14 protein-coding genes, 2 tRNA genes and 1 rRNA gene are annotated in these 12,694 nt (G+C 52.6%); 9 read left to right on the forward strand and 8 right to left on the reverse strand.

Annotated features, from left to right (window positions below; all coding sequences use genetic code 11):
• Positions 1–5: 5 nt before the first annotated feature.
• Together ACJ9Y9_RS04585 and tilS are read left to right on the forward strand one after the other, a co-directional pair.
• A complete protein-coding gene (locus tag ACJ9Y9_RS04585) occupies positions 6–395 on the forward strand; it encodes a VOC family protein (RefSeq protein WP_028018288.1) in 390 nt (129 codons plus the stop codon).
• Between the two features lie 58 nt (positions 396–453).
• The gene (gene tilS, locus ACJ9Y9_RS04590) at positions 454–1,743 is read left to right on the forward strand and encodes a tRNA lysidine(34) synthetase TilS (protein WP_028018287.1); all 1,290 of its coding nucleotides are present in this window, start codon (positions 454–456) and stop codon (positions 1,741–1,743) included.
• 28 nt (positions 1,744–1,771) lie between these two features.
• Here tilS and rof read toward each other — a convergent pair whose 3' ends face one another.
• Both rof and ACJ9Y9_RS04600 read right to left on the reverse strand, forming a co-directional pair.
• Positions 1,772–2,032 carry a Rho-binding antiterminator gene (gene rof, locus ACJ9Y9_RS04595; protein WP_014830722.1) on the reverse strand — a complete coding sequence of 87 codons (261 nt, stop codon included), beginning with the start codon at positions 2,030–2,032 and terminating at the stop codon, positions 1,772–1,774.
• The gene (locus tag ACJ9Y9_RS04600) at positions 2,019–2,219 is read right to left on the reverse strand and encodes a YaeP family protein (RefSeq protein WP_008501889.1); all 201 of its coding nucleotides are present in this window, start codon (positions 2,217–2,219) and stop codon (positions 2,019–2,021) included. The genes rof and ACJ9Y9_RS04600 overlap by 14 nt, the downstream gene beginning before the upstream one ends.
• 196 nt (positions 2,220–2,415) lie before the next feature.
• Between ACJ9Y9_RS04600 and ACJ9Y9_RS04605 the strand changes: the two genes are divergently transcribed.
• Genes ACJ9Y9_RS04605 through nlpE form a run of 3 tightly spaced genes read left to right on the forward strand, consistent with a single transcriptional unit; the run spans position 2,416 to position 4,113 of the window.
• Complete coding sequence (locus tag ACJ9Y9_RS04605; protein WP_028018286.1) at positions 2,416–2,961, forward strand: YaeQ family protein; 546 nt, start codon at positions 2,416–2,418, stop codon at positions 2,959–2,961.
• Positions 2,958–3,380: an alternative ribosome rescue aminoacyl-tRNA hydrolase ArfB gene (gene arfB / locus ACJ9Y9_RS04610; protein WP_028018285.1), complete on the forward strand. Its 423-nt coding sequence runs from the start codon at positions 2,958–2,960 to the stop codon at positions 3,378–3,380. The genes ACJ9Y9_RS04605 and arfB overlap by 4 nt, the downstream gene beginning before the upstream one ends.
• 34 nt (positions 3,381–3,414) lie before the next feature.
• Complete coding sequence (gene nlpE / locus ACJ9Y9_RS04615) at positions 3,415–4,113, forward strand: envelope stress response activation lipoprotein NlpE (RefSeq protein ID WP_028018284.1); 699 nt, start codon at positions 3,415–3,417, stop codon at positions 4,111–4,113.
• A gap of 49 nt (positions 4,114–4,162) precedes the next feature.
• Here nlpE and proS read toward each other — a convergent pair whose 3' ends face one another.
• From proS to metN, 6 genes are all read right to left on the reverse strand, one after another.
• A complete protein-coding gene (gene proS, locus ACJ9Y9_RS04620; RefSeq protein WP_028018283.1) occupies positions 4,163–5,881 on the reverse strand; it encodes a proline--tRNA ligase in 1,719 nt (572 codons plus the stop codon).
• 111 nt (positions 5,882–5,992) lie between these two features.
• The gene (tsaA, locus tag ACJ9Y9_RS04625; RefSeq protein WP_028018282.1) at positions 5,993–6,700 is read right to left on the reverse strand and encodes a tRNA (N6-threonylcarbamoyladenosine(37)-N6)-methyltransferase TrmO; all 708 of its coding nucleotides are present in this window, start codon (positions 6,698–6,700) and stop codon (positions 5,993–5,995) included.
• Positions 6,697–7,101 carry an Rcs stress response system protein RcsF gene (rcsF, locus tag ACJ9Y9_RS04630; RefSeq protein WP_008501883.1) on the reverse strand — a complete coding sequence of 135 codons (405 nt, stop codon included), beginning with the start codon at positions 7,099–7,101 and terminating at the stop codon, positions 6,697–6,699. The genes tsaA and rcsF overlap by 4 nt, the downstream gene beginning before the upstream one ends.
• Before the next feature lie 106 nt (positions 7,102–7,207).
• The gene (metQ, locus tag ACJ9Y9_RS04635) at positions 7,208–8,023 is read right to left on the reverse strand and encodes a methionine ABC transporter substrate-binding lipoprotein MetQ (RefSeq protein ID WP_014168729.1); all 816 of its coding nucleotides are present in this window, start codon (positions 8,021–8,023) and stop codon (positions 7,208–7,210) included.
• A gap of 40 nt (positions 8,024–8,063) precedes the next feature.
• Entirely contained in the window at positions 8,064–8,717 is a 654-nt protein-coding gene (locus ACJ9Y9_RS04640; protein ID WP_028018281.1) for a methionine ABC transporter permease MetI, read from the reverse strand.
• A complete protein-coding gene (metN, locus tag ACJ9Y9_RS04645) occupies positions 8,710–9,741 on the reverse strand; it encodes a methionine ABC transporter ATP-binding protein MetN (RefSeq protein ID WP_028018280.1) in 1,032 nt (343 codons plus the stop codon). Before metN ends, ACJ9Y9_RS04640 begins: the two co-directional genes overlap by 8 nt.
• Positions 9,742–9,929: 188 nt before the next feature.
• Between metN and gmhB the strand changes: the two genes are divergently transcribed.
• The 4 genes from gmhB (at position 9,930) to ACJ9Y9_RS04665 (ending at position 12,675) form a co-directional block, all read left to right on the forward strand.
• Positions 9,930–10,496 (forward strand): D-glycero-beta-D-manno-heptose 1,7-bisphosphate 7-phosphatase, encoded by a 567-nt coding sequence (gene gmhB, locus ACJ9Y9_RS04650; RefSeq protein ID WP_028018279.1) that lies wholly within the window; start codon positions 9,930–9,932, stop codon positions 10,494–10,496.
• A gap of 372 nt (positions 10,497–10,868) precedes the next feature.
• Positions 10,869–12,411 (forward strand): 16S ribosomal RNA (locus tag ACJ9Y9_RS04655).
• Positions 12,412–12,480: 69 nt separating this feature from the next.
• Positions 12,481–12,557, forward strand: a tRNA-Ile gene (locus ACJ9Y9_RS04660).
• A 42-nt stretch (positions 12,558–12,599) separates the two neighbouring features.
• A tRNA-Ala gene (locus ACJ9Y9_RS04665) sits at positions 12,600–12,675 on the forward strand.
• The last annotated feature ends 19 nt before the right edge of the window (positions 12,676–12,694 follow it).

Raw genomic sequence — 12,694 nt, forward strand, 5'->3', positions numbered from 1 at the left:
AAGCTATGCTGGGTTTAAAAGCTGTTCATCATATTGCGATCATTGCGACCGATTACGCGAAAAGTAAGGCCTTCTACTGCGATATCCTGGGCTTTACGCTGTTGAGCGAGGTCTATCGTGAGGAACGTGATTCCTGGAAGGGGGATCTCGCGTTAAACGGGCAATATGTGATTGAACTGTTCTCCTTTCCCTTCCCACCTGCACGCCCGTCACGCCCGGAAGCCTGTGGTCTGCGCCATCTTGCCTTTAGCGTTGATGACCTGGACAGCGCAGTAAAACATCTGGAAGCGCACGGTGTGGCGTGCGAAGCGATACGCGTCGATCCGTTCACCGACAAGCGTTTCACCTTTTTCAGCGACCCGGACGGCCTGCCGCTGGAGCTTTATCAGCAGTAATGATTTTCCTGTGTGATAATGCCCGCTCAGTTCGGGCATTTTTTATGTGTAATTTCCTATGACCTTACCCGCTATCGCCAAAGCCGTTTCACCGTACCGCCAGCTGCTGGTGGGGTTTAGCGGTGGCCTGGATTCTACCGTTCTGCTTCATCGTTTGAAGCTCTGGCGCGATCGGGAGCCTGATGTTCAGCTTCGGGCGATACATATCCACCACGGATTGAGTTCTCATGCCGATGCCTGGGTGGCGCACTGTGAGGCGCTGTGTGCCGCGTGGGCGATCCCGTTCATTGCTGAGCGCGTCACGCTTCAGGATGAAGGGCTGGGGATTGAGGCACAAGCACGTAAAGCGCGTTATGCCGCTTTTGCCAGCGTAATACAGCCAGGCGAAGCGCTGGTTACGGCGCAGCATCTGGATGACCAGTGCGAAACCTTTTTGTTGGCGCTAAAGCGGGGCAGCGGGCCGGCGGGGCTTTCTGCCATGCCCGAACGTGCTGAATTTGCCGGGACGACATTACTTCGTCCGCTGTTGGGTGAGACACGTGCGTCGCTGGAAGCCTGGGCACGGGAATATCAGCTGAGCTGGATTGAAGATGAGAGCAATCAGGATGACAGCTATGACCGTAATTTTCTGCGTCTGCGTGTCCTTCCGCTGTTTAGCGAGCGCTGGCCGCATTTTGCTGACGCGACAGCAAGAAGCGCCATGCTGTGCGCCGAACAGGAAGCATTGCTTGATGAGTTGTTGAGTGAAGAGCTGACTCAACTGATCTCTGAAGACGGATCGCTGGCGATCGCGCCGCTGGAAGCGATGAGCCCGGTGCGTCGGGCGGCACTGTTACGACGCTGGCTTGCCGCTCATCGCGCCGCAATGCCATCGCGGGCAATGCTGAGCCGTATCTGGGACGAAGTTGCTCGGTCGCGGGAGGATGCGTCCCCGTGCGTACATTTGAATGGTTATGACGTAAGGCGCTATAAAGGGAAGCTCTGGTGGATAAAATCTACCCCCTCTTTTAGCGATGTCGTACTCAACTGGTCGTCACCCGAATTACCGCTGATATTGCCCTGTGATGCAGGACGAGTCTCTCTGGTATCATCTGGCCATGTACGCCTACCGAATGGCGGTGAACAGGTTACCGTGCGCTTTAAGGCTGGCGGCATGCTGCATATCGTCGGGCGCAACGGGGGGCGGAAGCTGAAGAAAATATGGCAGGAGTGTAACGTGCCACCGTGGCTGCGCGATACAACGCCACTCCTTTTCTACGGCGAAACGCTGATTGCTGCTGCAGGGGTTTTCATCACGGAAGAGGGATGGGCAGAAGAGGGGGTCAGTTTTGCGTGGCAGAAAGCGTAACGGGCAGGTTGACTGCCCGTTAATATGATCAGGATTCACTCACCACAACGGTGCCGATTTGTGGGTGGCTGAAGCTGGCTATTTTGTCCAGACGCAACTCACGCGTCGCACCGGCATCTTCCACGATCAGATATTCCACATTCTTACGCGAAACCAGATCGCTGGCTTTCGCCTTCAACACTTCGCCATCTTTTAGCTCCAGCGTCAGTATTAAATGATGCTGGCAGGCGAGTTCGAGGTTGTCATAGTCATCACAATTGATGGGTTGATAAGTATCATTCATCGACATAATCGCTCACCAGTAAATTCGCCGCAGCATACGCTGCTTTCTCCCTGACCGACTCTGAAAGGCTCTCATCAGAGGCCACTTCATTAAGCACTTTCAATACACAGCCCAACGCGTCCGGGACATACCCCAGATCCCCGCTGGCGATTTCCGCATACCGTTTGCGAATTAACTCACAATAATTATTCACATCCCCTCCCGCCAGCGCACTGACTTACTGTGAGATATCATTAAGCCTACGAAGATAAACTCGGTTTAGCAAGGTGACTATACCATACTCATTTAAGCAATATCAGAGCCTTGATAGTGGTGTATTTATCACCCAGTAACAGCCTTTTGCCGCTGTTTTCGCTACAATGTTCGCCTGATTAGAATGGAGTTCTCTCATGGCGCTGAAAGCGACAATTTATAAAGCAGTGGTCAATGTGGCCGATCTTGATCGCAACCAGTTCCTGGATGCGTCGCTTACTCTGGCACGCCACCCCTCAGAAACTCAGGAACGCATGATGCTGCGCCTGCTGGCGTGGATTAAGTATGCTGACGAGCGGCTGCAATTTACCCGAGGCTTAAGCGCAGAGGACGAGCCAGAAGCCTGGCTGCGCAACGATCATCTGGGTATCGATCTGTGGATTGAACTTGGCCTGCCGGATGAACGTCGTATTAAAAAGGCCTGCACTCAGTCTGCTGAAGTCGCGTTATTTGCGTATAATCAGCGTGCTGCGGAGATCTGGTGGCAGCAAAATAAGAGCAAATGCAGGCAGTTTGCCAATCTTACCGTCTGGTATCTGGATGATGAGCAACTGGCGCAGTTGAGTGCCTTTGCCAGCCGGACCATGATCCTGCAGGCGACGATTCAGGATGGCGCAATCTGGCTCTCTGATTCTCAGAATAATCTGGAAATTCATTTGACGGTGTGGCAACCCGCCTCATGATCGTCTTATCCCGAAACGTCAGCATTCCTGACAATGAGCTGGAGATCACCGCCATTCGTGCTCAGGGGGCAGGGGGACAGCACGTCAATAAGGCTTCTACGGCTATCCACTTGCGTTTTGACATTCGGGCCTCAAGCCTGCCAGAGTATTATAAAGAAAGCCTGCTTGCTGCCAGCCATCACCTGATCACCAGCGATGGCGTGATGGTGATCAAAGCTCAGGAATACCGCAGCCAGGAGCTCAACCGGGAAGCGGCCATCGCCAGGCTAGTGGCGGTAATCAAAGAATTAACCGCGGTACAAAAGAGCCGCCGGGCAACGCGGCCTACTCGCGCATCGAAAGAGCGTCGGCTGTCGTCGAAGGCCCAAAAATCCACAGTGAAAGCACTACGCGGTAAAGTTCGTCGCCCGACAGAGTGACGAAAGGGAACACAATTTTCAGAAGGAATTCATTGTGAAAAAAGTATTATTATCAGCGCTGGCAGTGAGTACGCTGTTTGCGCTTTTCGGGTGTAACAACCGTTCTGAAACGCAGGTTTTGCAGCCCGCGCAGAATGAAGAGTTAAAGCCCATGCAGCAGAGCTGGCGCGGCGTATTGCCTTGTGCAGACTGTGAGGGCATTGAAACGTCTCTGTTCCTGCAAAAAGACGGTACCTGGGTGATGAATCAGCGGTATCAGGGCGCGAAAGAACCGTCTTCTTTTGCGACTTACGGGACATGGGCGCGTACGGCTGAGAAGTTGGTCCTGACGGATACCACAGGTGAGAAAACCTATTTCCGCGCTAAAGGCGAGGGGATGGAGATGCTCGACCGCGAAGGTAATCCGATTGAGTCCCAGTTCAACTACACGCTGGCACCGGTAAAGGCGGCCCTGCCTGCCACGCCGATGGCAATGCGGGGCATGTATTTCTATATGGCTGATGCGGCGATCTTTACCGACTGTGCAACCGGCAGGAAAGTCAGCGTGGCGAACAATGCACAGCTTGAGCGTGATTACGCTGTTGCGCGCGGAAATGATAGTAAGCCGGTATTGCTGACGGTCGACGGTCACTTTACGCTGGAGCCAAACCCGGATAGCGGAGAGATGGTGAAAACGCTGGTGGCAGATAAAGACGCGAAGTTTGTCGCGGGTAAAGACTGCAACAGCAAGTAAGCCGACATAGCCCCATTAAAAAACCCCGCCGGAGCGGGTTTTTTGTTTCTTAACCTTTAATGGCTTTCACCAGGTAATCAAGAATGTCGCCGGTCTTGATCATCTGTTTCTCGCCGTTACGACGGTATTTGTATTCAATTTCGTCGCTGTCGAGGTTACGGTCGCCGATGACGATGGTATGTGGGATACCAATCAGTTCCATATCAGCAAACATCACGCCTGGACGCTCTTTACGGTCATCCATCAGCACTTCGATACCCTGAGCGCGCAGCTCAGCGTAAAGCTTCTCAGCCAGTTCCTGCACGCGGTAAGACTTGTGCATGTTCATTGGCAGAATCGCGACCTGGAACGGTGCAATGTTGTCCGGCCAGACGATACCACGCTCGTCATAGTTCTGCTCAATCGCTGCGGCCACAACACGTGTTACCCCGATACCGTAGCAACCCATGGTCAGGATCTGGTTACGACCATCTTCGCCCTGAACGGCAGCGTTCATCGCACGAGAGTATTTATCACCCAACTGGAAGATGTGACCGACTTCGATACCGCGTTTGATCATCAGCGTACCCTGGCCGTCCGGGCTTGGGTCGCCAGCAACGACGTTACGGATGTCAGCCACTTCAGGTGTCGCCACATCGCGATCCCAGTTGATGCCGAAGTAATGTTTACCGTCGATGTTGGCACCTGCAGAGAAGTCGCTCATTGCCGCTACCGTACGGTCAATAACAACAGGCACAGGCATGTTTACCGGACCCAGAGAGCCAGGACCAGCATTGACCACAGCGCGGATTTCAGCTTCTGTAGCGAACATCAGCGGGCTGGCAACCTGCGGCAGCTTCTCTGCTTTCACTTCGTTAAGCTCATGATCGCCACGTACCAGCAGGGCAACCAGCGGATAAGCACTGCCTTCGGTGGATTTCACCAGCAGCGTTTTCACTGTTTTTTCGATTGGCAGATTGAACTGCTCAACCAGCTCGGCAATGGTTTTTGCGTTTGGCGTATCAACCAGCGTCATCTCTTGTGTTGCAGCAGCACGTGACTCTTTTGGTGCCAGCGCTTCTGCAAATTCGATGTTTGCCGCGTAATCTGAGGAGTCAGAGAAGATCACATCGTCTTCACCGCTCTGCGCCAGTACCTGGAACTCATGGGATGCGCTACCACCGATGGAGCCGGTATCAGCCTGCACAGCACGGAAATCCAGGCCCATACGGGAGAAGATTTTGCTGTAAGCCTCGTACATTTTGTCGTAGGTCTCTTGCAGAGATTCCTGAGAGGTATGGAAAGAGTAGGCATCTTTCATCAGGAATTCGCGAGAGCGCATGACGCCGAAACGTGGGCGAACTTCGTCACGGAATTTGGTCTGGATCTGGAAGAAGTTCAGCGGCAGCTGTTTGTAAGAGCTCAGCTCATTACGAATCAGGTCGGTAATGACTTCTTCATGCGTTGGGCCGAGGACAAACGGACGATCGCCTCGATCGGCAATACGCAGCAGTTCCGGACCGTACTGCTCCCAGCGACCACTCTCCTGCCACAGCTCAGAGGGCTGAACAACCGGCATTAACACCTCGATAGCACCGGCGTTGTTCATCTCTTCACGCACGATGTTTTCGACTTTTTTCAGGACGCGCACGCCGGTCGGCAGCCAGGTGTATAACCCGGAGGCCAGCTTGCGGATCATCCCGGCGCGCAGCATCAGCTGATGGCTGATCACTTCGGCGTCGGCAGGCGTCTCCTTCAGAGTGGAGAGCAGATATTGGCTAGTACGCATGTTGTTACGGTTCCGTTTCGACTAGTGAGACAGGTTGAAAGGTCAACCTGACACAAAAAAGTGGTTTAGTTTACCAGTGTGGCAAAGATGCCAAAAGAGAGGAGACTAAAATTACCTGGGTTCCAGGGCAAACACTTCAAAACCTGCCTGTGTGACGCGCCAGCGAACGTTAAAATCCAGCAGCCAGACAGCGTAGGTTTTCCCGGCTTCCTCTTCTTTGCGATAAGCGGGACGGGGGTCCTGCGCCAGAACTTCGGTGATGAAATTCTGCAAACGAGGATAGTGTTTCTCCAGTTGACTCAGCTGAGTTGCTATCTCAGGCGTAAAATATACAGGCATGTCCGCCTGGGGGGCATCCTGAGCATAACTTGCGCGCGCGTCCGGGAGAGCTTCGGCGAAAGGCAAATAGGGTTTGATGTCGATAACCGGTGTGCCATCCACAAGATCAAGACTGCCTAACTCGAGTATCACCTGATCCTTCTGGCAACGTATACCCTTCAGTTCGACCAGCGACATTCCAACCGGGTTTGGACGGAAGGTCGAACGCGTCGCAAACACCCCCATTCTCGCATTTCCACCAAGCCGGGGTGGGCGTACGGTTGGACGCCAGCCACCTTCCATCGTCTGGTGAAACACAAATACCACCCATAAATGGCTGAAAGCGTCGAGTCCGCGTACCGCATCGGCCTGATTGTAAGGTGCAATCAGGTGAAGTTCACCGCTTCCGCTGGTGACAAGACCGGGCTGGCGAGGTACGGCGAACTTCTCTTTATAGGGCGAGCGGATAACGCCTATTTGCTCGAACTGAAATGCACTCATTTCGCCGTAATATTCAGCGCAGAACCGATGCATACTGCCTGACGGTAGCAGCCCGGTGTACCGCTGGTCACTTCGCAGCTGTGCAGCAGAACAGCGTTAGCTTTCATTTTTGCGGCATTGATCTGCATGCGTTTACGCGCTGTCGGGATATTCGGTGGAGAGTCCTGGTTGGTCGCCTGGCAGGACTCACCGCTCACTTCACCCAGTTCACGGAACGGTTTACCGACGAGCTCATCAGCCTTAGTGATAATGCGAACCGGTGCAGGACGAACCACTTTCGGTTTCGCAGGCTCTGTTTTTGGCGGGGTTGCCGTGCTTTGAACAGGTTCAACGGGAGATCTGCTTAGCATAGAACAGCCGCTCAACATGAGTGCTAAAAGACAGATCGGTAAAGCACGCATAATAGTTCCTCAATGGATAATCAAAACGTCAGATATTGAATCAGTTGACTGCACAAATGACAAGACGGGCATAAGCCCGTCCTGATGATATTACACTGAGGTGAGATTACCAGCCTTTAACAGCGCCACCGTTAAACACTTTGTTCGCTTCCTGGTAAACTTCATCAGACTGATAGGCCTGAACGAACTTCTTCACGTTTTCCGCGTCTTTATTGTCTTCGCGAGTCACGATCAGGTTAACGTACGGGGAGTCTTTATCTTCAACGAAGATACCGTCTTTGGCTGGCGTCAGGCCAATCTGGCTGGCGTAAGTGGTGTTGATAACGGCCAGGGCAATCTGCGCATCGTCAAGAGAACGTGGCAGCTGTGGTGCTTCCAGCTCAACAATTTTCAGATTTTTCGGGTTTTCAGTGACATCCAGAACGGTTGGCAGCAGGCCAACACCGTCTTTCAGTTTGATCAGACCCACTTTCTGCAACAGCAGGAGAGAGCGTCCAAGGTTGGTTGGGTCGTTAGGCACGGCAACCTGAGAACCTGGCTGCAGTTCGTCCAAAGATTTAATTTTCTTGGAGTAACCCGCAATTGGGTAAACGAAGGTGTTACCCACACCAACCAGTTTATATCCACGATCTTTGATCTGCTGATCCAGGTACGGTTTATGCTGGAAGGCGTTAGCATCGATATCGCCTTTGCTCAGCGCTTCGTTCGGCAGAACGTAATCGTTGAAGGTCACCAGCTCAACGTCCAGACCATATTTCTCTTTTGCGACTTTCTGAGCGACTTCAGCAACCTGTTGTTCTGCACCCACGATAACGCCCACTTTAATGTGGTTTGGATCTTTTTCGTCCTGACCGCAACCCACCAGTGCCAGAGAGCCGATTAGCGCGCCTACTGCTGCAAAGGTCTTTAATTTAAACGCCATGTTTTATCCTTAACTCGTAGAGTTTGTGTTGTGTGTAACGTTATTTGTGCGTAACAGCCCGGACGATGCGATCGCCAGAGAACTGGATTAAGTAAACCAACACAACCAGCAATACCAGAACGGTATTCATCACGGTAGCGTTATATCCAATATAGCCGTACTGGTAACCAATTTGGCCTAAACCGCCAGCGCCAACTGCACCCCCCATCGCGGAATAACCCACCAGGGTGATAAGCGTAATGGTAGCCGCGTTGACCAGCCCTGGCAGTGCTTCCGGCAGCAGCACCTTGCGTACGATCTGCATCGGTGTGGCACCCATTGCGCGGGAGGCTTCAATCAAACCTGTCGGGATTTCCAGCAGGGCGTTTTCAACCATACGTGCGATAAACGGCGCAGCGCCGACAGTCAGGGGAACGATGGCAGCCTGCAGACCGATAGAGGTACCGACAATCACGCGGGTGAATGGAATCATCCATACCAGCAGAATAATGAACGGGATAGAACGGAAGATATTCACCAGCGCAGAGAGCGTGCGGTATAGTTTCGCGTTCTCAATGATTTGCCCCGGACGTGTCACATACAGCAGCACGCCGACCGGGAGACCAATCACAAACCCAAAGAAGCCAGATACAAAGGTCATTGCCAGCGTTTCCCAAATGCCGCGAACCAGCAGCCACATCATCGGCTCAGACATAACCCAGTACCTCTACTTTTACGTGGTGTTCTTGCAGCCAGGCAATCGCGGCCTGGGTTTCTTCTTGTGTGCCGTGCATTTCTGTCAGCATGATGCCGAACTTCACGCCACCGGCGTAATCCATCTGCGCGCTGATGATATTGTTGTTCACGTTAAAGCGACGCGCGGTTTCGGAAAGCAGGGGAGCATCGACAGATTGGCCCGTGAACTCCATGCGCAGCATCGGGACGCTGTCTGCAGTGGGTTCAGTTTTCAAACGCTCCAGATAATCTTCCGGGATATCCAAATGCAGCGTGGACTGAATGAACTGCTGTGCCAGCGGTGTCTTCGGATGAGAGAACACTTCACTTACCGTATCCTGCTCAATCAGTTCGCCGTTGCTGATCACTGCGACGCAGTCACAGATGCGTTTCACCACGTCCATTTCATGCGTAATAAGGAGAATTGTCAGGCCCAGACGACGGTTAATGTCTTTCAGCAGTTCCAGAATTGAACGTGTAGTGGCGGGATCCAATGCGCTGGTGGCTTCATCACACAGCAGTACTTTTGGATTACTGGCCAGCGCGCGGGCAATGGCCACACGCTGTTTTTGCCCACCGGACAGATTGGCCGGGTAGCTATCATGTTTGTCTCCCAGACCCACGAGGTCGAGCAGTTCGATGACGCGACGCTTCACTTCTTCTTTTGGCGTGTTATCCAGCTCAAGCGGCAGGGCGACGTTGCCGAAAACGGTGCGGGAGGCCAGCAGGTTAAAGTGCTGGAAGATCATTCCAATCTGACGACGCGCTTTGGTGAGTTCTTTCTCTGAGAGGGCGGTAAGTTCCTGGCCGCCAACTTCTACGCTGCCCTGGGTTGGGCGCTCAAGCAGGTTAACACAACGAATCAGCGTGCTTTTACCTGCACCCGATGCGCCAATGACGCCATAAATTTGACCAGCAGGGACATGCAGGCTGACGTTGTTCAGCGCCTGAATGGTTCGGTTCCCCTGCTGGAACACTTTGGTGATATTGGAAAGTTTAATCATTAGATTATTTTTATCGTATGTAAGTTAGCCGTGGCATTTTCTTCTGCCATATACGGGTGATGACCGTAAACAAAACGGATGTTAAGGCATCCAGACGTCTAAATCAATCCAACTCTGTACGATGAGCACTTTATTGCGCTGCGATTCATGAGATACTAGCCGGACATGCCTTTTTCAGGAGCAAACCGGTGGCAAAATCAGTACCCGCAATTTTTCTCGATCGTGATGGCACTATTAATGTGGATCACGGTTATGTCCATGAGATTGATGAGTTCGAGTTTATCGAAGGCGTAATAGATGCAATGCGTCAGCTGAAAGAGATGGGCTATGCATTGGTGGTTGTCACCAACCAGTCTGGTATTGCTCGCGGTAAATTTACCGAAGCGCAGTTCGAAACGCTGACAGAATGGATGGACTGGTCGCTGGCCGATCGCGGTGTTGATCTCGACGGTATCTATTATTGTCCGCATCATCCGCAAGGAACAGTCGAAGAGTATCGCCAGACCTGCGACTGCCGTAAGCCTCATCCAGGCATGTTTATCTCTGCGCAGGAATTTTTGCACATTGATATGGCTGCTTCTTATATGGTGGGCGATAAACTTGAAGACATGCAGGCGGCAACCGCAGCTGGCGTAGGCACCAAAATATTAGTACGCACCGGTAAGCCAGTGACGCCAGAAGCAGAGAATGCAGCGGATTGGGTGATTAATAGTCTGGCTGAACTGCCAAAAGAGATCAAAAAGCACCAAAAATAACCTTTTTGGTGAAAAGGTGAGCGGTTGAAATAAAAATGCATTTTTCCGCTTGTCATTCCTCGGCGGCCCCCTATAATGCGCCTCCATCGACACGGCGGATGTGAATCACTTCACAAACAACCCGGTCGGTTGAGGAGAAAAAATCCTGAAATAACGGGTTGACTCTGAAAGAGGAAAGCGTAATATACGCCACCTCGCAACGGTGAGCTGAAAGCCACGTTGCACTGCTCTTTAACAATTTATCAGACAATCTGTGTGGGCACTCAAAGTGACATGGATTCTTAACGTCCTCGGACGAAAAATGAATACCAAGTCTCAACGAGTGAACACGTAATTCATTACGAAGTTTAATTCATTGAGCATCAAACTTTTAAATTGAAGAGTTTGATCATGGCTCAGATTGAACGCTGGCGGCAGGCCTAACACATGCAAGTCGAGCGGTAGCACAGAGAGCTTGCTCTCGGGTGACGAGCGGCGGACGGGTGAGTAATGTCTGGGAAACTGCCTGATGGAGGGGGATAACTACTGGAAACGGTAGCTAATACCGCATAACGTCGCAAGACCAAAGAGGGGGACCTTCGGGCCTCTTGCCATCAGATGTGCCCAGATGGGATTAGCTAGTAGGTGGGGTAACGGCTCACCTAGGCGACGATCCCTAGCTGGTCTGAGAGGATGACCAGCCACACTGGAACTGAGACACGGTCCAGACTCCTACGGGAGGCAGCAGTGGGGAATATTGCACAATGGGCGCAAGCCTGATGCAGCCATGCCGCGTGTATGAAGAAGGCCTTCGGGTTGTAAAGTACTTTCAGCGGGGAGGAAGGTGCTGAGGTTAATAACCTCAGCAATTGACGTTACCCGCAGAAGAAGCACCGGCTAACTCCGTGCCAGCAGCCGCGGTAATACGGAGGGTGCAAGCGTTAATCGGAATTACTGGGCGTAAAGCGCACGCAGGCGGTCTGTCAAGTCGGATGTGAAATCCCCGGGCTCAACCTCGGGAACTGCATTCGAAACTGGCAGGCTAGAGTCTTGTAGAGGGGGGTAGAATTCCAGGTGTAGCGGTGAAATGCGTAGAGATCTGGAGGAATACCGGTGGCGAAGGCGGCCCCCTGGACAAAGACTGACGCTCAGGTGCGAAAGCGTGGGGAGCAAACAGGATTAGATACCCTGGTAGTCCACGCCGTAAACGATGTCGACTTGGAGGTTGTGCCCTTGAGGCGTGGCTTCCGGAGCTAACGCGTTAAGTCGACCGCCTGGGGAGTACGGCCGCAAGGTTAAAACTCAAATGAATTGACGGGGCCCGCACAAGCGGTGGAGCATGTGGTTTAATTCGATGCAACGCGAAGAACCTTACCTACTCTTGACATCCAGAGAACTTTCCAGAGATGGATTGGTGCCTTCGGGAACTCTGAGACAGGTGCTGCATGGCTGTCGTCAGCTCGTGTTGTGAAATGTTGGGTTAAGTCCCGCAACGAGCGCAACCCTTATCCTTTGTTGCCAGCGGTCCGGCCGGGAACTCAAAGGAGACTGCCAGTGATAAACTGGAGGAAGGTGGGGATGACGTCAAGTCATCATGGCCCTTACGAGTAGGGCTACACACGTGCTACAATGGCGCATACAAAGAGAAGCGACCTCGCGAGAGCAAGCGGACCTCATAAAGTGCGTCGTCGTAGTCCGGATTGGAGTCTGCAACTCGACTCCATGAAGTCGGAATCGCTAGTAATCGTAGATCAGAATGCTACGGTGAATACGTTCCCGGGCCTTGTACACACCGCCCGTCACACCATGGGAGTGGGTTGCAAAAGAAGTAGGTAGCTTAACCTTCGGGAGGGCGCTTACCACTTTGTGATTCATGACTGGGGTGAAGTCGTAACAAGGTAACCGTAGGGGAACCTGCGGTTGGATCACCTCCTTACCTTAAAGAACCTGCCTTTGCAGTGCTCACACAGATTGTCTGATGAAAAACAGCAGTAAAAATCTCTGCAGGCTTGTAGCTCAGGTGGTTAGAGCGCACCCCTGATAAGGGTGAGGTCGGTGGTTCAAGTCCACTCAGGCCTACCAAACTCCTTTTAAAGGATGAGCGGTACAGAGATTACAAACGATGGGGCTATAGCTCAGCTGGGAGAGCGCCTGCTTTGCACGCAGGAGGTCTGCGGTTCGATCCCGCATAGCTCCACCATCCTTTACTGCGAACCCAA

Source organism: Enterobacter sp. CPE_E1241, assembly GCF_045618265.1.
GTDB lineage: Bacteria > Pseudomonadota > Gammaproteobacteria > Enterobacterales > Enterobacteriaceae > Enterobacter > Enterobacter adelaidei.